The sequence below is a fragment of the Nonomuraea glycinis genome, assembly GCF_035920485.1.
GTDB lineage: Bacteria > Actinomycetota > Actinomycetes > Streptosporangiales > Streptosporangiaceae > Nonomuraea > Nonomuraea glycinis.
Genome location: NZ_CP109166.1, coordinates 4,291,251 through 4,314,599, shown reverse-complemented (window position 1 = coordinate 4,314,599; position 23,349 = coordinate 4,291,251). Strand labels below are relative to the sequence as shown.

Genomic DNA, 23,349 nt, shown 5'->3' with positions numbered 1-23,349 from the left:
GCGGCATGCTGGTATCCGGGGAAAGACCAGCTCTCGCCCCGGTCGTGCCTGGCATGTGATGTTCGCACCCGGTTCGGGACAGAGTCCTGACCCATGGACGGGTGTGTTCAACGCTGTCAGCGGTCGGAACCGTAGCAGGGCGGGATAGAGCTCCGCCCTGCATGCCACCTCTTCTCTAGCCGTGCTTTGCCGGTCCGTTACCTGCGTGGCTCATTGGGGGTGTATATCGCCGTTGGGTCTATCGGGTCATCGCCTGGGCGGTTCTGCCCGTCCAGCGCGTCGCCGCGCATCGTCGACGGGTCGAGCCGGATGGTCGACTCCGCCGCCGGGACCTCCGCGCCCCAGGCGGGCGCCTGGTGGTGCTGCGGCCGGTAGCCCTGGGCGTCGTACTGGCCCTGCTGGGGCTCGTACGCCTGCTGGGGCTGCGGGGGGTAGGGCTGCTGCGGGTCGTACGGCGACTGGGAGTGCTGGGGCTGGCCGGGGTACGCCTGCTGGGACTGCTGCGGCGGGGCCTGCGGCTGGCCATACTGGGGCTGGCCGTGAGGCTGGCCCTGGGGTTGGCCCTGGGCTTGGCCGTGCTGCGGCTGGCCGTGCTGGGGTTGGCCGTGCTGGGGTTGGCTCTGCTGCGGGGTGCCGAACAGGTCGTCGTGCGGCCTGGCCGGTGCTCCGTAGTCGGGGACCCGCAGGTCAGGCTGAGTGCCCGCGCCCGACTGGTAGGTCTCCGCCTGCTGGTAGGCGTCGAGGAGCTGCTGGGAGCGCGGGTCCACGGGCGGGTCGGGCTCCTGGAAGGCGGACTCGTGGGCCGGGGTGGCGAACTCGCTGCCGGAGTATCCGGTGAACGGCTGGCCGCCCTGCGTCCCCGCCGACTGACCTGCCGACTGCCCCGCCGACTGTCCTGCCTGCTGGCCGCTCGGCTGGTCGCCCTGCTGGCCGAACGCGGGCGGGCGATCGTAGTAGGGCTGCTGGCCGCCGTACTGCTGGGGCTGCTCGCTCTGCGGGTACGGCACGCTCGGCGCGGTCTCGCTCGTGGGGTAGGCGGAGCCGAACGCGGCCGGCGGTTCCACCGGTGCCGCGTAGAGGTTCGGCCGGCTGTCGTTGTGCGCGCCGATCTGGCTGTCGGGCTGCGGGGCGTACGGATTCGGCCGGCTCTCGGCCGGAGGCGCGAACTGGTCCGTCGAGCCGTACACGTTGGACTGGCTGTCGGCCGGGCTGTACGGGTTCGGGGGGCTGTACTGGCCCGGCTGGCTGTCCGCCGGGACGTAGGGGGCGGGCTGGTACTCCGGCTGCGACGGGTACGCCGCGTTCGGCGCGGTCTCGGACGGCGTGTACGCGGCGGGCGAGGGCTGGGCCTGCGAACCGAAGGGGTCCTGCGGGTTGTAGGCGTCCGGGGCCGGCGTGCTGTACGCCTCCGAGGCGGGAGTGCTGTAGGCGTCGGGAGCGGGAGTGCTGTACGCGTCCGGAGCCGGCGTGCTGTAGGCGTCCGAGGCAGGGGTGCTGTACGCGTCCTGAGCCGGTGTGCTGTAAGCGTCCGGCGGGCTGTACCCGTCCTGAGCCGGCGGGCTGTAGGCGTCCTGGGCGGCGGGCGGGCTGTACGGGTCCTGCGCCGCGCCGGCCTGGCCGTAGGCGGCGTCGAACCCGCCGGCCGGCTGCTCCGCCTGGCTCGGGCCACGGTCGGCCGGGGCCGCCGGAAGCGCCGCGAGTGCCCTCGGCTGCTGGTAGCCGTCCTGGCCGGGCGGCGCGGGCTGGTCCTGCGGGGCGAACGGCTGGGCCTGCGGGTTGTAGGGCTGCTGCTGGTACGGGGGCTGCTCGGGCTGGCCGCCGTAGCTCGGCGGCTGCTGCGTGTACCCGGGCTGCTGGCCGTACGGCGGCTGCTGCCCCTGAGGTCCGTGGGCGGGCGGGAACCCCGGCTCACCCTGGGCGAGCGGCTGCTGGCCGTACTCCTGAGAGGGTGGCTGCTGGCCGTACTCCTGAGAGGGTGGCTGCTGGCCGTACTCCTGAGAGGGTGGCTGCTGGCCGTACTCCTGGGAAGGCGGCTGCTGGCCGTACTCCTGGGCCGGTGGGAAGCCCGGCTGGCCCTGCGAGGGCGGCTGCTGGCCGTAGCCCGGCTGACCCTGCGGCGGCGGCTGCTGGCCGTAGGGCGGCGGGCCCTGTGACGGGGGCTGCTGGCCGTACCCCTGCTGAGGTTGCTGGCCGTACGGCGCGGGGCCCTGGGAGGGCGGCTGCTGGCCGTACCCCTGGGGGCCGTAGTTCTGCGGGTAGCCGACGGCGGGTCGCTCGGGCAGAACCTGCGGCAGCAGGTAGACCAGCGCGATGGCGGTCAGCGCGAGGATCGGCGCGCCGGTGATCACGAACTCCACGGTGGCCCGCGCGCCCTCGCCGGCGAACAGGCCGAGCACCAGCGACAGCGCGCCGAACACGGTGGCGACCGCCAGGGCGCCGGCCGCGACGTAGGCGATGGGCTTGGCCTTGGGCGAGGGCTGGCCGACCTTGGTGACCAGCAGCACCGCCCCCAGGACGAGCGCCACGTTGATCGGGCTGGTCAGGCTGAAGAAGTGGCCGTAGGCCCGTTCGGTGAACGACAGACCGCTCCCCCCGAGCGGCCCGGCCGAGCCGATCAGAATGCGGCCCAGCGTCAGCAGGATGTCCAGCCCACCGGCGGCCAACATGATCCAGGCGGCCGGCTCCTTCAACCGCGTGACGTCTAACTTGCTCACAACTACCCCCAACGGGCCCTTTGACCCGATGGGAGTTTGCCACATCATGGACTGGCCCCGTGGGAGTCCCATGTAGCTCGTAGATCACAATAGACGTTACTTTCCCCATAAATCACGCCCTGGCTTGGTATGCGGTGAGCGCGAAATCGACTCCTGTGGGAAGTGTCACCAAGGCCCGATGGAAGACTGGGCCGCATGCACATCGTGTCCCTCGCCGGCGGCATCGGCGGCGCCCGCTTCCTGCGTGGCCTGCGCGCGACCGCGCCTGACGACCAGATCACCGTGATCGGCAACACGGGCGACGACATCACCCTGTTCGGCCTGCGGGTCTGCCCCGACCTCGACACCGTCATGTACACCCTGGGCGGCGGCATCGACGAGGCGCAGGGCTGGGGCCGCGCCGAGGAGACGCACGTCGTCAAGGAGGAGCTGGCCGCCTACGGGGTCGAGCCGCAGTGGTTCGGCCTGGGCGACCGCGACTTCGCCACCCACATCGTCCGCTCCCAGATGCTGGAGGCGGGCTATCCGCTCTCCCAGATCACCCAGGCGCTGTGCGCGCGCTGGCAGCCGGGGGTGCGCCTGCTGCCGATGAGCGACGACCGGTGCGAGACGCACGTGATCATCACCGACGAGCACGGCAAGCGGGCCGTCCACTTCCAGGAGTGGTGGGTACGGCTGCGCGCCTCGGTCGCCGCCGAGTCCTTCGCGCTCGTGGGCGTCGACCAGGCCAAGCCCGCCCCGGGGGTGCTGGACGCGATCGCGGACGCGGACGTGGTCATCCTGCCGCCGTCCAACCCGGTGGTCAGCATCGGCACCATCCTCCAGGTGCCCGGCATCCGCGACGCGCTCACGGCCAAGACCGTGGTGGGCGTCTCCCCCATCATCGGCGGCGCCCCGGTCAGAGGCATGGCCGACGCCTGCCTGACGGCGATCGGGGTGGAGACCAGCGCCCAGGCGGTGCTGGAGCTGTACGGATCCGACCTGATCGGCGGCTGGCTGGTGGCGCCCGAGGACGCGTCGGTCGCCCTGGACGGCGTCCGGGTCGAGGCCCGGCCCCTGCTCATGCACGACCTCGACGCGACGGCCGCCATCGCCCGCGCCGCCCTCGACCTGGCACAGGAGCTCACCCGATGACCGCCGTCGCCCCCGCCGCCCTCGACCTGGCACAGGAGCTCACCCGATGACCGACCGCCTGCAGATAGAGATCTTCGGAGTGCACGGCATCGGCGAGGTGCGGCCCGGCGCCGACATCGCGGCCCTGCTCAAGTACGCCGACATACGCAACGGCGACATCGTCGTCGTCACCTCCAAGATCGTGAGCAAGGCCGAGGGCCGGATCCGCGAGGCTCCCGACCGGGTCAAGGCGATCGAGGACGAGACCGACCGGGTGGTGGCCAGGCGCGGCGACACGGTGATCTCGCAGACCCGGCAGGGCTTCGTGATGGCCGCCGCCGGGGTGGACGCCTCCAACACCGACCCCGGCACCGTGCTCCTGCTGCCGGAGGACTCCGACGCCTCGGCCCGCCGGATCAGGTCGGGGCTGGCGTCCAGGGTGGGAGTGATCGTGTCCGACACCTTCGGCCGCCCGTGGCGGCACGGGCTGACCGACGTGGCCATCGGCGCGGCGGGCGTGACGCCGCTGGCCGACTTCCGGGGCCGCACCGACACCCACGGCAATCCGCTCAACGCCACCGTGACGGCGCTCGTGGACGAGATCGCGGCCGCCGCCGAGCTGGTCAAGGGCAAGCTCGACGGGGTTCCCGTGGCCGTCGTCCGCGGGCTGGCGCACCTGGTGACCGACGAGGACGGTCCGGGGGTCAGGCCGCTGGTGCGTCCGGCCGACGAGGACCTGTTCCGGTTCGGGTCACGGGACGTCGTGTTCGCACGCCGTACCATCAGGGAGTTCTCGGACCTGCCCGTCGATCCCGCCGCGGTGCGGCGGGCGGTCGCGGCGGGCATCGCCGCGCCGGCGCCGCACCACACGACCCCGTGGCGGTTCGTGCTCGTCGAGTCGGCCTCGGCCAGGACGCGGCTGCTCGACGCCATGCGGGAGGCGTGGATCGCGGACCTGCGCGGCGACGGGTTCACCGAGGAGTCGATCGCGAAGCGGGTCAAGCGGGGCGACGTGCTGCGCGCCGCGCCCTGCCTGGTGGTGCCCTGCCTGGTGATGGCGGGCTCGCACACCTACCGGGACGATCGGCGCAACGCCGCCGAGCGGGAGATGTTCGTGGTGGCGACCGGCGCGGGCGTCGAGAACTTCCTGATCCAGCTCGCCGTCGAAGGGCTGGGCTCGGCGTGGGTGTCGTCCACGATGTTCTGCCGGCCGGTGGTGCGCGAGGTGCTCGACCTGCCGGCGGAGTGGGATCCGATGGGCTGTGTCGCGATCGGCCACGCGGCCGCTCCACCGCGCGACCGGGCGCCCCGCGACCCTCAGGACTTCTTCGTGACGCGCTGACCTGCACAGATCGCCAATTATGAGCAAATGTCACGAATTGGTGTACCTGTTAGGAAAGTTTCCTTTACATTGGGGCGCGCCCCCTCGGTAAAGGAGTTCACCGCATGAGAAGGTCGCTCACCTTGCTGTCCGCGACAGCGATCGCCGCCGCTTCCACGGTCTTCGCCACCTCCCCGGCGCTGGCCCACGGCTACGTCAACTCGCCGCCGAGCCGCCAGGCCCACTGCTCCCAGGGCAAGGTCGCCAACTGCGGCGAGATCATCTACGAGCCGCAGAGCGTCGAAGGCCAGAAGGGACAGCGCAACTGCCACGGCGGCGTGCCGCGCTTCGCCCAGCTCAGCGACGAGAGCAAGGCGTGGCCCGTCACCTCGGTCGGCACCACGGTCGACTTCAAGTGGACGCTGACCGCCCAGCACTCCACCGGCACCTGGGAGTACTACATCGGCGGCACCCGCGTCGCGAGCTTCAACGACCAGGGCCGCCGGCCGCCGGCGCAGGTCTCGCACCGGGTGAACCTCTCCGGCTTCAGCGGCAAGCAGCGGGTCCTCGCCATCTGGAACATCGCCGACACGCCGATGGCCTTCTACTCGTGCATCGACCTGCGGATCGGCGGCGGCACCGGCAACCCCAGCCCCACGCCGACGCCGACCCCGACGCCCACCCGCACGCCTACGCCGACCCCGACGCCGAGCACGCCCGTGGGCGGCACCTGGAAGGCCGGCACCGCCTACAAGGTCGGCTCGACCGTCACCTACGGCGGTACCACCTACCGCTGCATCCAGGCGCACACCGCCCTCACCGGCTGGGAGCCGCCGAACGTCCCCGCCCTGTGGGGCAAGGTCTGATCACCTGACCGGCCGAAGGGGCGCCCGACACGGGCGCCCCTTCGCCCCTCCGCCTTCAAAAAAGGTGACCCCTCACCCGCAGGTGGGGTGGCACAGGCGGCGGGCCAGGGCCTCCAGGAACACGTCGATGATCTCGCCCGGTTCCTGGGCCACGTGCAGGGAGCCGTTCGTGGCGGCCGTGATGCCCGCCAGGCCGGCCCGGTCGACGCCCTTGCCGAAGGCGATGATGATGATCTGGATGGGCTTGTCCGGCTTCCACTCGGCACGCAGCCGGTCGGTGAGCTCCGCCGGCTTGAGCCCGCGGCCGTCGTCCCGGCCCGAGGTGATCACCAGGAGCGTGTTGTTCATCTCCTCGCGATACTTGTCACCGACCTCGCGAAAACCGCTCAGGATCGCGTCGTAGAGGGAGCTGTCCCGGCCGGGATGCGCGGTGAGCGTGGTGGTGAGCTCGTTCAGCCGGCCGCGCCTGACCAGCTCGCCCGTCTCCGGGCGGTTGATCGGGCCGAGCCCCACCCGCTCCGCGTACCCCTTGCCGCCGCCGAGCCGGTGGGCGAACTCCCAGAACCCCATGTGCGTGGAGTCGGGGAAGAGCTGCAGCCCGATCCTGGCGGCGGACAGCGCCACCCCCACCCGGGTGCCGCCGTTGAGCGGCTCGGCCATGTGCTCGGAGGTGTCGGTCAGCACCAGGATGTTGGTCGGCGGGGCCAGCCTGCTCCAGGCGCGCAACGCCTCGTCGATGTCCTCGTCCGATACCGAGGACCGGATCTTCGGGTTCGTGACCGGGACGTTCGGCGCCGGCGAGATGGGGGCCTGCGTCCCGTCCCCCGACCGGAACCCCGCCTCCCGGACCAGCCGCTGCGCCTCGGGCCCGCGCAGCCACGCGGCGAAGGCCGCCGACGCCTCGGCCACCGTCGGATCGGCGGCGGTCACGACGTACGGGTAGTCGAGGGTGATCGTGCCCTCGCGCGGGTGCAGGGCGACGACCGGGTCCGCGGACGCGCTCAGACTGTGGTTCCACACCGATTGTTCCGGCACGATGACCACCGGGCGCTGCCAGAACGCGCGGTCGTCCACCGCCTCCAGCATGCTGCGGTAGTCGGGCGCCGAGCCCGCCTGCGCCCACCGGACGAACGCGGTCAGCGCCTTGTCGGCCGCCGGCCCGGTGCCGACCACGTCCCTGGCCGCGGCGACCGTGGCGATCCCGGCCCCGGCCAGCGACGGGTCCGGCACGCGGACCACGTCGGGCTCGTTCTCGTTGGGCGCCACCCGGCCGCGCACCGTGGGCGGGAACACCATCCGCCAGTTCATCTCCGTCTCGCCGATGGAGAACCGCTCGGCGAGCGAGGAGCGGGTCGCGAACACCAGCGGCGAGGTCGCCACCACGGCCTCGCCCGCCTGGAGCGCGCTCGCGCCCTGCTCCCGCGCCAGGCGGATCCAGGCCGAGGAGTCGGCGATCCAGCCGTCCGGCCGCTCGCTCAGCACGCCGGCCCGCTCCCCGATCAGCGTGCGCAGCACGGTGGCGGGCGGCCGCTCGGTCACCTGGACGAGCACGCACCGCCCGCCCGCGGTGCTCTTCGTCTCGTTGAACCGCCCGGCCGCCCGCATCACGGCCGGCGCCACGTCCAGGGCGGCCGCCACATCGACCAGAACAGGCTCTCGTGTCGAGCACAGGGCCCGTGCGCCGCCGAACACCACCACCAGCATGCCCGCGACCAGGACCACGGCCGTGAGAACCGAGAGCACCCCGTTGCGGAGCGCTCTCTTCCTTCGCTGCTCGGGAGATAACGCGGCGCGGTGTTGGCCAAACCGCACGGTGAACCTCTCTCGCTGGGGAGTGACGATTCTTCCAGCGGATCCCACGGCGGGCGCAAGGGCCCCTGGAACTTGTTATGGCCAGGCCGATGGCTGCTGGGCCAATGGCTAGGCCATCGGCAGCACCCGCCGCACGCTCTGGCACACGCCGTCGCTCGCCGCCGACGCGGCCAGCCGCTCCGCGCTCGGCCGGCCGTACTCGGTGGTGCGCTGCCGCACCGGCCTGCCGGTCAGCTCGACCATCTCGCGCAGCTCGCTGATGGTCTTGTACGACCCGTTCTCCGACCCGGCCATCCGGCTGATCGTCTCCTCCATGAGCGTGCCACCGAGATCGTTCACGCCACCCTGGAGCACCTGGTGACACAGGTCGTCGCGGAGCTTGACCCAGGAGCACTGGATGTTGGAGATCGCGCCGTGCAGCAGGATCCTGGCCAGCGCGTGCACTGCCCGGTTCTCCCTGGCGGTGGGCCCCGGCCTGGCGATTCCCGCCAGGTAGATGGGCGCGCTGGTGTGCACGAACGGCAGCAGCACGAACTCGGAGAACCCGCCCGTCTCCTCCTGCAGCCGCCTGATCAGCTTGATGTGCCTGACCCAGTGCAGGTGGGTGTCGACGTGGCCGTACATCATCGTGGAGGTCGTCGGCAGGCCCACCCGGTGCGCGGTCGTGATCACGTCCACCCACTCCTGGGCGGGCAGCTTGCCCTTGGTCAGCACCCAGCGCACGTCGTCGTCGAGGATCTCCGCCGCCGTGCCCGGCAGCGAGTCCACCCCGGCCTCCTTGGCGGCGTGCAGCCAGTCCTCGATCGACAGGTTGGTGCGGCTGGCGCCGTTGATGACCTCCATCGGCGAGAAGGCGTGCACGTGCATGTCCGGCGTCCTGGCCTTGACCGCCCTGGCGATGTCGAAGTAGGCCGTCCCGGGCAGGTCGGGGTGGATGCCGCCCTGCATGCACACCTCGGTCGCGCCCGCCCGCCACGCCTCCTCGGCCCGGTCCGCCACCTGGTCCAGACTCAGGGTGTACGCGTCGGCGTCCGTCCTGCGCTGGGCGAAGGCGCAGAACCGGCAGCCGGTGTAACAGACGTTGGTGAAGTTGATGTTCCTGTTGACGACATAGGTGACCTCGTCCCCCACCGCCTGCCGCCGCAACTCGTCCGCGATCCCGGTGAGCTCCTCCAACGCCTCCCCGTCGGCCGACAGCAACGCGACCGCCTCGGCGTCGCTGAGCCCCGCAGGATCACTCTCCGCCCGCCGCAACGCCCCCCGCACCTCAGCCGACACCCCACCGGACGCCCCGCCCTTCAGGCCGGATACCCCAGCCCCCTGGCCGCTCGCCGAAGAGCCACCGGGCGCCCCGGCCGCCTCTCCCCGCGCCGGTGCGGCGAGCAGCCCGTCGGCGGAGTCCGGCGCGACGCGTACGGCGGGGTCCAGCCGGTCGCGCAGCGCGTCCCAGTCCCCGTAGACGTGGTCGAAGTCATCGCGCCGATCATTCGTCCGCCCGGAGGTGTCCACCTCCACGTGCAGATCCACCCGCCCGGAGGGCGCGAACCCCCCGTCCGGCTCCTGCCAGGGCAGCCCCGCGGGCATCGCCCCTTCCCGGGCCAGCCCCGTCTCCGGGTCGGCCAGCGCCGTCACGTGCCCGAACAGCCGGGGATCCAGCCACGGCTCCCCCGCCCGCACGTACTCGGGGTAGATGGTCAACCGCTCCCGCAGGAGGAACCCGTGCTCGGCCGTACGCGCGGCCAGTTCGTCGATCTGCGGCCACGGCCGTTCCGGGTTCACGTGGTCGGGGGTCAGCGGCGACACCCCGCCCCAGTCGTCGATCCCCGCCCGGATCATCAGCTCGTACTCGGAGTCCACCAGGTTGGGCGGCGCCTGCACGCGCGCCCGCGGCCCCAGCACCAGCCGGGTCACGGCGATGGTGGCGGCCAGCTCCTTCAGGTCCGCGTCGGGCAGCCCGCGCATCGCGGTGTCCGGCTTGGCGCGGAAGTTCTGGACGATGACCTCCTGGATCGCGCCGTACTCGCGAGCCACCCGCCGGATCGCGAAGATCGACTCGGCCCGGTCCTCGACGGTCTCCCCGATGCCGATCAGGATCCCCGTCGTGAACGGCACGTTGGTCCGCCCGGCGTCCTCCAGCACCCGCAGCCGTACCGCCGGGTCCTTGTCGGGGGAGCCGTAGTGCGGCTGGCCCTTCTCCTCGAACAGCCGCCGCGAGGTGGTCTCCAGCATCATGCCCATCGACGGCGCCACGGGCTTGAGCCGCTGCAGGTCACGCCAGCTCAGCACGCCGGGGTTGAGGTGCGGCAGCAGCCCGGTCTCCTCCAGCACCGCGATGGCCATCGCCCGCACATAGGAGAGCGTGTCGTCGTAGCCGTGCGCGTCCAGCCACTCGCGCGCCTGGTGCCAGCGGTCCTCCGGCCGGTCCCCCAGGGTGAACAGCGCTTCCTTGCATCCCATGGCCGCGCCCTGCCTGGCGATCTCCAGCACCTCGTCCGGGCTGAGGAAGGGCGCGTCGAGCTTGTGCGGCGCGGTGGCGAACGTGCAGTAGCCGCAGCGATCCCGGCACAGCCGGGTCAGCGGGATGAACACCTTCCTGCTGTAGGTGATGACCCCCTCACGGCCGACGGCCGCGAGGCCGGCGTCCCGCACCCGGGAGGCGTGGTCCAGCAAGGTGTCGAGGTGGTCGCCGCGAGCGTGCAGCAGCACGGTGGCCTCGGCCACGTCCAGGGTCTTGCCATCACGGGCACGAGCGAGAGCGCGACGGAACGCGGAATCACTGACGAGACTCATACCGGCACACTACGGGCAGCTAAGTTCGTGGCGCGCACCCAGGGCCGGGTCAGAACGACCGGTAGTCGCGCGCGGCCAGCCTCGGCCCGCGCGCGGGCGGGCGCAGACCCGTCAGCATGACGAGCAGGGTGGCCCGGTGCCGATGCCCCCGGTAGGGCTCCAGCAGCCGCATCATGCCGGGATCGTCCGTCTTCTCCCCCGTCAGCGCGTATCCGACCAGCTTGGCCAGGTGGAAGTCGCCGACGCTGACCGCGTCCGGGTCGCCGAAGACGCGCTGGCGCACCTCGGCGGACGTCCACACGCCGATCCCCGGCAGGGCGCGCAGCAGCCGGTCGAGCTCCTCGCTGGTGGTGGCGGCCTCCAGCTTGTCCGCGTGCCAGGCGGCGGTGGCGATGGTCCTGGCGCGCACGGCCTCGGCCCCGGCCCGGTGCCAGTGCCAGCTCGGGATCTCCCGCCACACGGACGGCTCGGGCACCACCCACATCCCCTCCGGCGCGGGCCCCGGCGCCGGCTCGCCGTACTGACGCAGCAGCCACCGCCACGCCCGCCACGCCTCACGGCCGACGACCTTCTGCTCGAGTACGGCCGGAACCAGCGCCTCCATGACCCGGGCCGTGCTGCCGATGCGCAGCCCCGGATGCTTCCTGGCCACGTCGTCCAGCACCGCGTGCCGTACCTCGAAGCCCGAGACGTCGTCGTCGGCGCCGAGCAGCGCGGGCAGCCGGTCCAGCATCCAGGCGGCCCCCGGCCCCCAGGCGTGCCCGTGCACCTCCCGGTGGCCGAGCGTCACCTTGAGCGTGACGGGCCCGTCCGGCGTACGCGTGGTGCGCCATACGGCCCCGTCCAGCGTCTGACGCCAGGCCGGGTCGCCGGAGCCGCGCTTGTGAGGGGCCAGCGCCATCCCCACGTCCAGCGGCCCCTCAGGCGCCCAGACCCGCTCCTTCATCGGCCGCCCTCGCAGGCGGCCACGGCGTACCTCGTCATCCGCTCAGCATGCCCGCCACCGGTCGGCCGTCACCCGAAGCATCACGCCCAACCGGTCAGATGTCACTCGAAGCATCACGCCCAACCGGTCAGACGTCACTCGAAGCATCACGGCCACCACCGGTCAGACGTCGCTCGAATAGCGGACCGCGCGCTCCGGCAGCTCCACGCCGGGCCAGATGCGTACCCCGGCCTGCAGTTCGTTGCCCGGCCCCACCACCGCACCGTCGCCGATGACCGCGTCGCGCACCACCGTGTCCGCGCAGACCCGCGCCCCCCGGCCGAGCACCGAGTCGGTCACGTGGGCGCCGGACTCGATCACGCAGTCGTCGCTCAGCACGGAGCCGATGACCGTGGCGCCCGCCTCGACGACGGTGCGGGCGCCCACCGTGGTGCCGCCCTGGACCTTGGCCTCCGGCGAGACGACCGAGCCGGGCAGGGCGAGGTATTCGCCCGTGGGCCCCGGCAGTGCGGGCGAGGCCAGGCGGCCGAGCACCAGGTCGCGCGAGCCCTCGACGAACGCGGCGGGCGTGCCGACGTCGAGCCAGTAGGTCCGGTCGGCGTAGCCGAGCACGAGCCGGCCCGACTCGATGAGGCCGGGGAAGGTCTCCCTCTCCACCGACACGACCTCGTCACGCGGGATCTGGTCGATGACCGATCGGGTGAACACGTAACAGCCGGCGTTGATCCGGTTGGTGACCGGGTTGGGGGTCTTCTCCAGGAAGGCCGTCACCCGGCCGTCCTCGTCGGTGGGAACGCAGCCGAACCGGGTCGGATCCTCCACCTCCGTCAAATGGAGCGTTACAGCGGCGTCCCGATCGAGGTGGGCGCGCACCTGCTCGCCGATGTCATGGCCGGACAGGATGTCGCCGTTGAGCACCAGCACCGGATCGCCCGGCCCCGCCGACAGCGCCTCGGCCGCGTTGCGGATGGCGCCGCCGGTGCCCAGCGGAGTCTCCTCCGTCATGTACTCGATCGAGAGCCCGAACGCGGACCCGTCACCGAACTCCGGCTCGAACATCGCCGCCTTGTACGAGGTGGCGAAGACGATCCGGCGTACGCCGAACGAGCGGGCCCGTGCCAGTTGGTGGGCCAGGAAAGGCACTCCGGCGGTCGGCAGCAGCGGCTTCGGCGTGCCCAGCGTCAGCGGACGCAGGCGCGTGCCCTGCCCCCCGACCAGGAGGATGGCCTCTAGGTCTGGCAAAGAGCTCTCCATAACTTTGGGAGGGTAGCGAATTATTCGATGGCGCGTTGATAAGAACTGAGGTGCGCTTCAGCCGAGGCTTCCCAGGTGAATTCGCGCGCTCTCGCCAGCCCGGCCTCCCGCAATTGCCGCCTCCTGTCCGGTGCGGCCAGAAGCTGGGCCAGCGCGGTGGCGATGCTGTCGGCGTCCGGCTCACTGTAGGCGACCGCGTCACCGCCCACCTCCGGCAGCGACGTGCGGTGCGTGGTCAGCACGGGCGCGCCGCAGGCCATCGCCTCCAGCACGGGCAGGCCGAAGCCCTCGCCCCTGGACGGGAAGGCCACCACGAGCGCCCCGCCGAGGAAGCCGGGCAGGTCGGGCGCGTGCAGGTAGCCGGGCCGTACGACCTTGACGGTGGCCTCGACCTCGCGGCAGGCGGCGTCCACGTCGTCCTCGTGCACGCCGCCGCCGAGCACCAGCGCGGGGGGTTCGGCCAGCCCCTTGACGGCGGCGGCGAAGCCGCGGATCAGGTTTGGAACGTTCTTGCGCGGATCCAGCGCGCCCAGGAAGGCGACGTAGGGCTGGCCGTGCAGGCCGCATCTGCTGACCGCCCGCTGGATCTCGGTCTTGCTCGGCGCGTGGAACTGCTCCTGATCGACGCCGTGGTAGGCGACGTCGATGCGGGTGGGGTCGGCGTGCAGCACCCGCACGAGTTCGTCCCTGGTCGCCTTGGACGGCACGATCACCCGGTTGGCGTGCCGGACGGCGGTGCGGGTGGCCGAGCGGAAGAACGACGCCCTGGCGGGGCTGTGCTGCTCGGGCTCGGTGAACCAGGTGACGTCGTGCACCGTCGCCACGGTCCGCACGCCCGGGCGGAGCGGGATGGAGTAGTAGGGGGCATGGATCACGTCGGCGCCGACCTGGCGGGCGAGCAGCGGCAGGCCGGTCTGCTCCCAGGTGAGCCGGGCCGACCGGTTGGTCAGCGAGACGGGTCCGGGCATGATCCGGGCCGATGGCGCGATCGCGGTGTATCGCTCGGCGTCCGCCCGCTGGCAGGCCACCGCTAGATCGGCGCCCGCCCGGTCGAGCGCGCGCACCAAACCGTCCACATACCTGATCAACGCACCACGGTCCGCGGGAACCGCGGCCGCGTCAACGAGCACTCGAGGCATTACGGTGATCTTCTCCCCTCAAGATCAACGTGGGATCTGGTGTCCCCCTCTATTTCCAGCTTATGACCAGCCTCCCCTAAATCGTGTGTCAAATCACACTGAGTCGCGACGTGCCGAAATTCCCGCCAATCCGGCACAGAGCAAATCACCAAGAATGATGACCATCCTGGAACAAAGCGCCACGGCGATGGCCTGGCCGGCGTCCATGACGGGCGCGAGGACCGCCACCATGGCGGCCTCCCGCACGCCCGCTCCGGCCGGCACGACGAACGTCAGGATCCCGAGGCACCACGACAGCGCGAAGGCTCCCACGGCGAACAGCAGGCCGGTCTCGGGGGCGACGAAGAACAGGTGCACGCCGTAGCAGCCCCAGCCGAGCAGCGCCCAGCCGAGCGCGGTCAGCATCCCGCGCCGGGTGAGCGGCCGCTCCAGCGGCTCCCGCTTCAGCTTGCGCAGCCCGAAGCCGATCAGGCCGTTGATCACCTTGGGCTCCAGCAGCACCAGGAGCACCGGGACGAAGAGCAGCAGCCAGCCGAACCGGTCCCAGCCGAGCGTGCCGAGCGCGACCAGCAGGCCGCTGGCGAGCTGGATCGGCATCATCAAGAAGAACGCCGCCGCGCTGCGCGGCCGCGGCACGCCGAGGTCGCGCCCCATCTCCATCTGGGCGAGCATCGGCCAGACGGCGCCGGGGATGTACTTGCCGAGCTGGCCGACGAAGAAGACCTTGGCCGCCGGCCGCAGCGGCAGTGGTGAGCCCAGGTCAGCCAGCAGGGTGCGCCAGGTGAGCATGGCGCCGAGCAGGGCCGCGACGACGGCGACGAGCGAGCCGGCGAGCATCGGCCAGCTCAGCGCGGCGAACCCGGCGACCACCGCGTCCCACTGCGAGGACACGGCGTACGCGCCGAACCCCAGCGCCACGAAGAGGAACCCGATCCGCACCGCCCTGCGCACCACCGCCCCCTTGCGCCCGGACCTCCCCCCACCGGCGCCGGCGACCCCCTCGGCCTCGACATCACCGACCGAGACATCACGACCGACCTCGGGGCCCCCTGCCGTACCGGAGTCGCTCACAGCGGGCGGACCTGCTCGGGCGGCTGGGGGAGCGCGGCGCCCGCCGGGCGGCGCGGCGTCTTGGTCGCCACCCACAGGTAGGTCGGCACGAGCGGCAGGAGCAGTCGCAGCACGGCGCGGGGCGTGCGGGCCAGCACCGTCCGCGCCACCCGCCCCAGCGCCCCGGGGAAGAGCTCGGACCCGGCGAACCGGGTCGGCGTCGCCAGCACCGGCAGGGTGTAGTCCCACACGTGGAAGGCGCGCAGCATCCTGCGCAGCCCGCGCCGGGTGCGGAAACGTTCGTAGTAGTGGTCGGCGCGGCCGGAGGCGCGCACGTAGCGGTCGGCCAGCGCGGGCGGCAGGTAGGACAGGAACGGCAGCTTGTAGTGCGGCTCCATGACGCCCAGCCGGTTGCCGAGGCCGAGGTAGAGGGCGCCGTCGTCGGAGAGCACCCGGTGCATCTCGGCCACCACCGCGTCGGGGTCGACCACGTGCTCGTAGATGTGGTTGAAGACCAGCACGTCGATCGAGCCGTCCGGGAAGGGCAGCGCGGTGCCGTCGCCGCAGACGAACGCCACCCGCTCGCCGAACCGGTCGGCCGCCTTGCGCAGCCCCGGCACGTCGATGTCGATGCCCAGGGTGTGCTTGGCCCCGGCCCCGGCGAGCTCGTCGGCGATGAACCCGGCCGAACAGCCCACGTCACCCACGGTCAGCCCGCCGAGCGGCCCGCGAAAGTGCTCCAGCACCGCGATGATCTTCGCGGCCTTGCGCCGGCGCTTCTCCTCGTCGAGCATCGCCGACTGGAACTCGGAGTAGGCCAGCTGCGCGACCCGTTGCTTTCCCACGCCGCCCAACAGTACCCGCGCTCGCCGCTGTCAGCCGTCCGTCCTGCTTTGGTACGGTGACCCGCCGGAGCAGGATGTGGACATCTGGGGGCAGCATGGCATTTTTCGACCGCATCCGTGGCGAGTTCATCGACATCGTCGAATGGCTGGACGACAGCCGCGACACCATGGTCTGGCGCTTCCCCCGGCACGACAACGAGATCAAGATGGGCGCCAAGCTCGTCGTGCGCGAGTCGCAGACCGCCGTCTTCGTCAACGAGGGCCGGATCGCCGACGTCTTCCCGCCCGGCACGCACACCCTCCAAACCCGCAACCTGCCGATCCTGTCGACGCTCAAGGGCTGGAAGTACGGCTTCGACTCGCCGTTCAAGGCCGAGGTGTACTTCGTCAGCACCCGGCAGTTCACCGACTTCAAGTGGGGCACCCAGAACCCGATCATGCTGCGCGACCCGGAGTTCGGGCCGGTGCGGCTGCGGGCGTTCGGCGCCTACTCGGCCAGGGTCACCGACGCCGGCAAGCTGCTGCGCGAGTTGGCGGGCACCGACGGCCAGTTCCGCACCGACGAGGTCGAGGGCTACCTGCGCCAGATGATCGTGAGCAGGCTGGCGGGCGCGCTCGGCGCTTCGGGGGTGCCGGTGCTCGATCTGGCCGCCAACCAGCACTCGATGGGGCTGCAGCTCGCCGAGACGCTCACCGCCGACCTCGTCGAGGTGGGCCTGGCCATCCCCACCTTCTCCTTCGAGAACATCTCCCTGCCGCCGGAGGTGGAGCAGGCGCTCGACAAGCGCACACAGATGGGACTGGTCGGCGATCTCGGCCAGTACACCCGGTTCCAGGCGGCCAACGCGCTGGACAACGCGGGCGGCGCGGGCGAGGGCATGGGGCTCGGCCTGGGCATCGCGGCGGGACAGCAGATGGCCGCCGCGCTGTCCCCCCAGCCCACTCCACAGCCCGCCCCTCAAGCCGCCCCTCCGGCCGCGCCGCAGGAGCCGCCGCCGCTCCCCCGGCAGGACCAGTGGTACCTCGGCGTGGGCGGCGAGCGGCGCGGCCCGTTCGACGGGCCGGGCCTGGCCGCCGCCGGGCTCACCCCGGACGCGCTGGTGTGGAAGGCGGGCATGGGCCAGTGGACGGCCGCCAAGGACGTCCCCGAACTCGCCGCCCTCCTCCACAACACCCCGCCGCCCCTCCCCGGCGCCTGACCCCTCGCATCCAGAAGGACCGTCGTTGACTTCGATCACCCCCACCACGCATCCGTGCGGCGGCTGCGGCGCGAGCGTGCGGTACGCCCCCGGCACGGCGGTCCTGCGCTGCCCCTACTGCGGCCACGAGCAGCCGATCGCCGCCCCGGCCCGGCAGGTGCGCGAGCACTCCTTCGACGCCTTCCTGGCCCAGCCCCGGGCCGGCGAGGTGGCCGCGCACCGGTTCTCCTGCCCTGGCTGCGGAGCCCGTACGGAGAGCGACGCCCTCTCCACGAACTGCCAGTTCTGCGCCACCGCGCTGGTCGCCGACACCTCCAAGGGCGCCCAGGTCGCGCCCGAGGCGGTGCTGCCGTTCGCGCTCGACCGGCGCGCCGCCCGCGACGCGATGCGCGGCTGGACCCGTACCCGCTGGTTCGCCCCGAACCGCCTCAAGAAGGTCAGCGAGGCGGAGTCCATGAAGAGCACCTACCTGCCGCACTGGACGTTCGACGCGGGCACCGTCTCCGACTACAGCGGCCAGCGCGGCGAGCACTACTACGTCACCGAGACCTACACCTCGAACGGCCAGACCAAGACCCGCCAGGTGCGCAGGACCCGCTGGTACTCGGCCTCGGGCCGGGTGTCGCGCCACTTCGACGACGTGCTGGTGGCGGCCACCGGCAAGCTGCCGAGGGAGCGGCTGGACGCGCTCGAACCGTGGGCGCTGGAGCGGGTGGTGCCGTTCGAGCCCGGCTACCTGTCCGGGCACCACAGCCTGCGCTACGACACCGAGCCGGACAGCGGGCTTGAGCAGGCCAAGGCCAAGATGGCGAAGGTCATCGAGGACGACTGCAAGCGGCACATCGGCGGTGACACGCAGCGCCTGCACGAGGTGCGCACCGGCTATTCGGGGGTCACGTTCAAGCTGGTGCTGCTGCCGGTGTGGATCGGCTCCTACCTGTACGGCGGCCGGCCGTACCAGATCATGATCAACGGGGTGGGCGGCGAGGTGCAGGGCGACCGGCCGTACAGCACCGTCAAGATCACCCTCGCGGTGCTCGCGGCGGTGGCCGTCGTCGCGGCCCTCGTCCTGCTCTACCTGGGACAGCGCGGCTAGCGACCGCAGGCGGCACGCGCGCCGCGCCTGGGCCACGCGCCTGGCGACGGTCAGGCGACACGCGTACCTCGCCTGGCCACGGTCGGGCGGCGCGCGTACTCTTGCCGGATGATCCGCCGCCTGCTGCGCGTCGTCCTCGCCCTGGTCGCGCTGGGTTTCCTGGGCTACGCCCTGGCCCGCAACTGGGACGACACGCGGGCGGCGGTGGCGCAGACCTCGCCGTGGGCGGTGCTCGGCGCGTTCGTCGCGGTGCTGCTCGGCCAGTTCTGCATGCTGCTGGCCTGGCGCGCGGTCCTCGCCGGGCTGGGGTCGCCGCTGCCGGTACGCGTGACGGGCCGGATCATGTTCGTGGGCCAGCTCGGCAAGTACATCCCGGGCGCCGTCTGGGCGTACGCCGCGATGATGGACCTCGGCCGCGACCACGGCAGCCCGCCGCGCAGGACGTTCGCGTGCATCTCGCTGGCGCTGGTGATCAACCTCGGGGTCGGCCTCGCGGTCGCCGCCGCGACCCTGGCGACGCAGGAGGTCGTCCGGCAGGCGTGGTACCTGCTGTTGCTCCTGCCGGTGATCGCCGTCTGCCTGCACCCCAAGGTGCTCACCTGGGGTCTCAACCTGGCGCTGCGGCTGGCGCGCAGACCGACGCTCGACAGCGTGCTGCCGGGCCGCACGGTGCTGGTCGCGGTGGCCTGGACGTCGCTCGGCTGGCTCGTGTACGGCCTGCACACCACCATGCTCGTGGGCCGGTGGGACCTGTACGTGATCGCGACCGGCGCCTACGCGTTCGCCTGGGCGACCGGGCTGCTCACCTTCGTGGTCCCCGCCGGGGTGGGGGTGCGGGAGGGCGCGCTGGTGCTGGTGCTCGCGCCGATCATCACCGCCGGCCCGGCCTTCGCGGTCGCGGTGCTGTCGCGGCTGGCGTTCACGCTGGCCGACGCGGCGGCCGCCGGGCTGGCGATGCTGCTGGGGCGTCAGGCGTCCAGCAGCGTGGTCGTGTACGCCGACCAGAACGGCGCGGGGTCGACCGCCTTGACCCCCGACCGCAACCTCTCCGGCTCGCCGGAGGCGTAGAACCGCTCGATCGTCCGCCGGAGCGCGGCCACGTCGTCCGGCTCCACCAGCAGGCCGTCGACGCCGTCGACGACATGGTCGGCGAGCGCGCCGACGCGGGTGGCGATCACCGGCACGCCGTGCTCGTGGCCGAGCCACACGTTCTGGCTGGCGGTGGCGTTGCGGTAGGGCAGGACGAGCGCGTCGGCCTCGGCGAACAGCTTGGGCACGTCGTCGGCCGCCACGTAGCCGGGCCGCAGATCCACCCGGTCACCGAGGCCGAGCTCGCCGATGAGCTCCCTGGTGGCGTCCAGCCCACCCCAGAACTCCCCCGCCACGGTCAGCCCGACCCCGTCGGGCAGCGCCCGAAGCAGCACGTCAAGCCCCTTGTACGGCCGGACCATGCCGAAGAACAGCAGCCGCCGATGCACCTCGTCGGAGCGTCCCGCGTGGGTGGACGGCAGGTGCGGCGGCAGCGGCGCCACGCTCACCGGCCCGCCGGTCAGCTCCCTGGCCAGCTCCGCCTGCTGGCCGGAGTGGGTCAGCACCCCGCCGACACGCTTGAGCAGCGCCTTCATCAACGGCCGGTCGTACAGCTTACGCTCGTGCGGCAGCACGTTGTGGCAGAGGGCAACGGTCCTGACCTTGCGGCCTGTGCCGTACAGAATCCCCATGTAAGCGGGGACCTGCACGGGGCTGAGGACGGCCAGGATCACCAGGTCGGCCGTGCGCAGCCGTCGCCCGGCGGCCACCCACCCGTCGGGCCGGCGCCAGTCGAGCACGCGCTCGGTCCTCGGGTAGGGGGTGCCCTCGGGCGCGTCGATCGTCTGCTGCCCCGGGTAGAGGAACGACGGATATTGCGCCTTCCACGACTCGATCACCACGTCGTGGCCGAGCGCCGCGAGCCGGTGCGCCAGCTCGGTGGTGTGCTGCGCCCCGCCCCCTTTGTACGGATAGGTGGGGCCGACGATCGCGATCCGCACGCTACTCGCCCCGCGACCGCACGATCAGGTCGGCGAGCAGCGCCACCGAGCCGATGAGCATGCCCGAAAGAAAGATCATGACGGTGTTGGCCGGGAAGTAGAAGGGGTGCTGGATCATGTCCCACACGCCCTTGACCAGCCCGATCGTCACCAGCCAGAGGGCCGGCGGCATGAGCACCTTGAGCGGGTTGAAGTACATGATCATCCGCAGCACCTGCAGGATGTAGCGGTAGGCGTCGGACACGAAGCTGAACTTCGACTTGCCCGCCCGCTTGGCGTAGCCGATCGGCAGGTAGTAGACGTCATGCTGGTTGGACAGGAACGACAGCGTGATCGTCGTGACGCAGGAGAACCCGGGCGGCAGCAGCCGCAGGTAGGGCCTGGCCACCGACTTGCGGAAGGCCCGCAGCCCCGAGTTGAGGTCGGGGATCTTCTGCCCGGCGAGCTTCTCCGCCACCTTGCGGATCACCCACTTGGCCGGGACCCGCAGCAGCTTGTGCGAGCCCTCCTCGGAGGTGCGCGCGCCGACCACCTGGTCGACCGTCGGATCCTTCTCCAGGATCTGCACCAGCTCGGGGATGCGCTCGTTGGGGTAGGTCATGTCCGCGTCGGTCCAGACGACGATCTCGCCCCTGGCCTCCTGCGTGCCGATCCTGCGCACGGTGCCGGAGCCGCCGTTGCGGTGGAAGGCGCGGATGCGCAGATGCGGATAGTCGGCCGCGGCCTCCTGCAGCCTGGCCAGCGTCTGGTCGGTGGAGCAGTCGTCCACCGCGACCAGCTCATAGGTGTAGCCGCTGGAGTCCATGGCCTTGGTGATGCGCTCGACCTCGTCGATGACATGATCTTGCTCGTTGTAACACGGCAGGACGATGGTGACGTACGGCGCTTCTTCCACAGCGGATCCACTCTGGGGGGTCTCAAGCGTGCTCACGTGCGTTGAGAGTACTCTGCCCGGACAGGACCCGAGTGCACATCGGCCCGCCGCGCGGTCAGGCCACGGCCATCCACACGTTGATCCGCAGCGACCAGGTGCCGTTGGGCCGCTCGGTCAGCGAGCGCTCGTCCTGGCGCGTCACCAGGCCCATGACCTGCGACGGCGTACCGTACGGCGCGACCTGGCCGCGCTCGGCGCCGAGCACCACGGGGGTCCGGCCCGCCGCCCGCACCCGCTCGATCTGACGGCGCACCTCTCGTTGGGAAGCGGTGTCCGCGGTGGCCAGGCGGACCTTCGCGACCGGGACGCCGCACCTGCCGCGCACCACCTGGGTGAACCGGTCCGCCGTGACCCGCTCCATGATCAACACGGCGGCGTCCGGCGGGATCCGCGCGCACAACGCCGCCACCGCCGCCGCCTCACCCCGCTCGATCGGGGTGAACGCGGTGCCGATCGAGGTCACGATCGGCGGCGCCAGCAGGAGCAGCGCGCACACGGGGGCGATCCAGCGCTCGAACCGCCTGCCGCGCCCCCGCTCGCGCAGCCACCCGGCTCCCCGGACGGCCAGCAGGATCAGGCCGGGGAGCACGATCGGCACCAGGCGGCGGGCGGCCCAGGGGTGGTCCGGGGTGATCTCCGGGCGAAGCAGCGTGGTGACCGTCGTCCAGCCGATGACCGCCAGCGGCAGCAGCCACTCGGGCGAGCCGCCCGTCAGCAGGCGGCGCACCAGCAGGGCCGCGGCCAGGGTGGCGAGGACGACGGCGGGGACGCCGATGTACCAGGTCACCCAGTGCAGCGAGTTCTCGAAGTAGAGGCGGGTGCCGTCCATCGGCAGGCCGTTGGCCTTCTGGATCTGCTCGATGAAGGTGTGGGTACGCCAGTCCTCCGGCGTGGCGGGATCCCGGTGGACGGTCTGCAGCCACGGCCGTACGGCGAGCCCCGCCATCACCAGCACCACCAGGACGGCGCCCGCCTCGGGCAACCGGCGCGGCAGCGGGACGCGGGCCAGCAGCGGCGCGGCGACCGTACCGGCGAGCGTGAGCAGCAGCACGGCGGCGCAGATCAGCAGCAGCGGCTCCACCGACCGGGACAGGTACTCCAGGTACGGGCGAGCCAGCAGCTGAGCGGCCAGCAACCCGAGCCCCACCCCGGCAACCACCCCGACCAGCAACCCTCCCCCCCGCGGCGGGCGCGCGGCCCGAGCGCGGGACCGGGCCAGCCTGCCCGACGCGATCAGCAATCCGGCGAACGCCAGCGCGGGCAGTACGTCCCGCAGCCCGTCCACCCTGACCAGCACGCACAGCCCGAACACCAGCCCGGCCAGCGCCATCTCCAGCCACCGCGCCCACGACAGCCTCCAGCGCCCTGGCCCCTGTCCAGACCCACCATCCTGTACGCCCCCAGCCCGTGCGTGGCCGGGCGGCGGGTCTCGGTGCAGAGCGTCGTGGATCAGCGTCAGGCCGCCGAACAGCAGGATCATCGACGGGATCTCGCTGAACGTCGTACGCGAGGTGTAGAGGACCGGCATACAGGCCGCGAACGCCAGCGCGGCCGGAGTCGCCCAGCTCGCGCCGGCCAGGCGAGCCACCAGCCCGGCGAAGGCCAGCACGGCCAGGGCGCCAAGCACGGCCGGCGTCACGAGCAGGCCGCCGAGCCACTCGCCGACGGCGAACAGCATCGGCGCGCCGGGCATGAACTGCGGCACCACCACCCCGTCTACCCCGTAGAACCCCACGCTGTCGAAGATCAGCCCAGGGTCGGGCCCGCCGAACGCCTCCGCACCCGACGGGATCGGCAGCGAGCCGTGCTCGGCCAGCCAGATGGCGTACTGCGCGTAGGTGCCGGGGTCGCGCCTGACGGCGAGCTGCTCGCTGTGCATGACGGCGTTGAACACGCCCGACCCGACCGCGACGGCGACCACCCCGGCGACCTGCCGGCCAGTGGCCTGGACAGCGCCCAGGGCAGCGCCCGGGTCGGCGCTTGAGGTGGTGGCGCCCGTGTGGCGGGCCACCGTCCAGCAGAGCAGCGCGACGACGGGCAGCCCGATCAGGAACGCCGGAAGCGGCCGGTAGACGCCCAGCAGGAGCAGCGGCAGCCCGGCCAGCAGCCAGCCGGCCACGGCGGCCGCGGGCAGCGCCGTGAGCACGGCGAGCACCCGGCCCGCCGTCGGCCTGCGCGTTGGGTGCAACCGGGCGAGTTCCATCGGTGATCGAGCGTATCCAACCTCACGATGACGGTGA

17 protein-coding genes are annotated in these 23,349 nt (G+C 72.0%); 6 read left to right on the top strand and 11 right to left on the bottom strand.

Annotation, left to right across the window (positions count from 1 at the left end):
- Window positions 1-197: 197 nt before the first annotated feature.
- Window positions 198-2,714 carry a hypothetical protein gene (locus OHA68_RS20530; protein ID WP_327109061.1) on the bottom strand — a complete coding sequence of 839 codons (2,517 nt, stop codon included), beginning with the start codon at window positions 2,712-2,714 and terminating at the stop codon, window positions 198-200.
- 195 nt (window positions 2,715-2,909) lie between these two features.
- On the opposite strand from OHA68_RS20530, the gene cofD reads away from it, so the two are divergent.
- The 3 genes from cofD (at window position 2,910) to OHA68_RS20515 (ending at window position 6,014) form a co-directional block, all read left to right on the top strand.
- Window positions 2,910-3,848, top strand: coding sequence for a 2-phospho-L-lactate transferase (gene cofD, locus OHA68_RS20525; RefSeq protein WP_189138823.1), 939 nt, complete (start codon window positions 2,910-2,912; stop codon window positions 3,846-3,848).
- Between the two features lie 46 nt (window positions 3,849-3,894).
- On the top strand, window positions 3,895-5,169 hold the full coding sequence (locus OHA68_RS20520) for a coenzyme F420-0:L-glutamate ligase (RefSeq protein WP_327109060.1): 1,275 nt from the start codon (window positions 3,895-3,897) through the stop codon (window positions 5,167-5,169).
- 104 nt (window positions 5,170-5,273) lie between these two features.
- Entirely contained in the window at window positions 5,274-6,014 is a 741-nt protein-coding gene (locus OHA68_RS20515) for a lytic polysaccharide monooxygenase (RefSeq protein WP_327109059.1), read from the top strand.
- 72 nt (window positions 6,015-6,086) lie between these two features.
- Here the strand turns inward: OHA68_RS20515 and OHA68_RS20510 are convergent, their stop codons facing one another.
- From OHA68_RS20510 to OHA68_RS20480, 7 genes are all read right to left on the bottom strand, one after another.
- Window positions 6,087-7,757: a substrate-binding and VWA domain-containing protein gene (locus OHA68_RS20510; RefSeq protein ID WP_327109058.1), complete on the bottom strand. Its 1,671-nt coding sequence runs from the start codon at window positions 7,755-7,757 to the stop codon at window positions 6,087-6,089.
- A 177-nt stretch (window positions 7,758-7,934) separates the two neighbouring features.
- Window positions 7,935-10,616, bottom strand: a complete 2,682-nt coding sequence (locus OHA68_RS20505; protein WP_327109057.1) for a bifunctional FO biosynthesis protein CofGH — start codon at window positions 10,614-10,616, stop codon at window positions 7,935-7,937.
- A 49-nt stretch (window positions 10,617-10,665) separates the two neighbouring features.
- Window positions 10,666-11,562: a DNA-3-methyladenine glycosylase family protein gene (locus tag OHA68_RS20500; protein ID WP_327109056.1), complete on the bottom strand. Its 897-nt coding sequence runs from the start codon at window positions 11,560-11,562 to the stop codon at window positions 10,666-10,668.
- A gap of 162 nt (window positions 11,563-11,724) precedes the next feature.
- Window positions 11,725-12,804, bottom strand: a complete 1,080-nt coding sequence (manB, locus tag OHA68_RS20495) for a mannose-1-phosphate guanylyltransferase (RefSeq protein ID WP_435793605.1) — start codon at window positions 12,802-12,804, stop codon at window positions 11,725-11,727.
- Window positions 12,805-12,836: 32 nt separating this feature from the next.
- Complete coding sequence (locus OHA68_RS20490; protein ID WP_225276979.1) at window positions 12,837-13,904, bottom strand: glycosyltransferase family 4 protein; 1,068 nt, start codon at window positions 13,902-13,904, stop codon at window positions 12,837-12,839.
- Window positions 13,905-14,048: 144 nt separating this feature from the next.
- Window positions 14,049-15,026, bottom strand: a complete 978-nt coding sequence (locus tag OHA68_RS20485) for a lysylphosphatidylglycerol synthase transmembrane domain-containing protein (protein ID WP_327109054.1) — start codon at window positions 15,024-15,026, stop codon at window positions 14,049-14,051.
- Window positions 15,023-15,850, bottom strand: a complete 828-nt coding sequence (locus OHA68_RS20480; RefSeq protein WP_327109053.1) for a class I SAM-dependent methyltransferase — start codon at window positions 15,848-15,850, stop codon at window positions 15,023-15,025. The genes OHA68_RS20485 and OHA68_RS20480 overlap by 4 nt, the downstream gene beginning before the upstream one ends.
- 95 nt (window positions 15,851-15,945) lie before the next feature.
- Here OHA68_RS20480 and OHA68_RS20475 point away from each other — a divergent pair, with 95 nt between their 5' ends.
- The 3 genes from OHA68_RS20475 (at window position 15,946) to OHA68_RS20465 (ending at window position 19,213) form a co-directional block, all read left to right on the top strand.
- Window positions 15,946-17,049 carry an SPFH domain-containing protein gene (locus tag OHA68_RS20475; protein ID WP_327109052.1) on the top strand — a complete coding sequence of 368 codons (1,104 nt, stop codon included), beginning with the start codon at window positions 15,946-15,948 and terminating at the stop codon, window positions 17,047-17,049.
- Between the two features lie 25 nt (window positions 17,050-17,074).
- The gene (locus OHA68_RS20470) at window positions 17,075-18,145 is read left to right on the top strand and encodes a hypothetical protein (RefSeq protein ID WP_327109051.1); all 1,071 of its coding nucleotides are present in this window, start codon (window positions 17,075-17,077) and stop codon (window positions 18,143-18,145) included.
- 108 nt (window positions 18,146-18,253) lie between these two features.
- The gene (locus tag OHA68_RS20465) at window positions 18,254-19,213 is read left to right on the top strand and encodes a lysylphosphatidylglycerol synthase domain-containing protein (RefSeq protein ID WP_327109050.1); all 960 of its coding nucleotides are present in this window, start codon (window positions 18,254-18,256) and stop codon (window positions 19,211-19,213) included.
- On the opposite strand, the gene OHA68_RS20460 is transcribed toward OHA68_RS20465, so the two are convergent.
- The 3 genes from OHA68_RS20460 to OHA68_RS20450 are packed head-to-tail and all read right to left on the bottom strand — an operon-like array spanning window position 19,114 to window position 23,312.
- Window positions 19,114-20,175: a glycosyltransferase family 4 protein gene (locus tag OHA68_RS20460; protein WP_327109049.1), complete on the bottom strand. Its 1,062-nt coding sequence runs from the start codon at window positions 20,173-20,175 to the stop codon at window positions 19,114-19,116. The two genes, OHA68_RS20465 and OHA68_RS20460, sit on opposite strands and share 100 nt — an antisense overlap.
- A 1-nt stretch (window position 20,176) precedes the next feature.
- Window positions 20,177-21,106: a glycosyltransferase family 2 protein gene (locus tag OHA68_RS20455; RefSeq protein ID WP_327109048.1), complete on the bottom strand. Its 930-nt coding sequence runs from the start codon at window positions 21,104-21,106 to the stop codon at window positions 20,177-20,179.
- 58 nt (window positions 21,107-21,164) lie between these two features.
- Window positions 21,165-23,312 carry a hypothetical protein gene (locus OHA68_RS20450; RefSeq protein ID WP_327109047.1) on the bottom strand — a complete coding sequence of 716 codons (2,148 nt, stop codon included), beginning with the start codon at window positions 23,310-23,312 and terminating at the stop codon, window positions 21,165-21,167.
- Window positions 23,313-23,349 lie beyond the last annotated feature (37 nt).

Excerpts from the sequence above, each read along its gene's own strand:
- cofD (WP_189138823.1), top strand. The coding sequence starts at position 2,910 with ATGCACATCGTGTCCCTCGCCGGCGGCATCGGCGGCGCCCGCTTCCTG.
- OHA68_RS20520 (WP_327109060.1), top strand. The coding sequence starts at position 3,895 with ATGACCGACCGCCTGCAGATAGAGATCTTCGGAGTGCACGGCATCGGC.
- OHA68_RS20515 (WP_327109059.1), top strand. The coding sequence starts at position 5,274 with ATGAGAAGGTCGCTCACCTTGCTGTCCGCGACAGCGATCGCCGCCGCT.
- OHA68_RS20505 (WP_327109057.1), bottom strand. The coding sequence starts at position 10,616 with ATGAGTCTCGTCAGTGATTCCGCGTTCCGTCGCGCTCTCGCTCGTGCC.
- OHA68_RS20500 (WP_327109056.1), bottom strand. The coding sequence starts at position 11,562 with ATGAAGGAGCGGGTCTGGGCGCCTGAGGGGCCGCTGGACGTGGGGATG.
- OHA68_RS20475 (WP_327109052.1), top strand. The coding sequence starts at position 15,946 with ATGGCATTTTTCGACCGCATCCGTGGCGAGTTCATCGACATCGTCGAA.
- OHA68_RS20465 (WP_327109050.1), top strand. The coding sequence starts at position 18,254 with ATGATCCGCCGCCTGCTGCGCGTCGTCCTCGCCCTGGTCGCGCTGGGT.
- OHA68_RS20450 (WP_327109047.1), bottom strand. The coding sequence starts at position 23,312 with ATGGAACTCGCCCGGTTGCACCCAACGCGCAGGCCGACGGCGGGCCGG.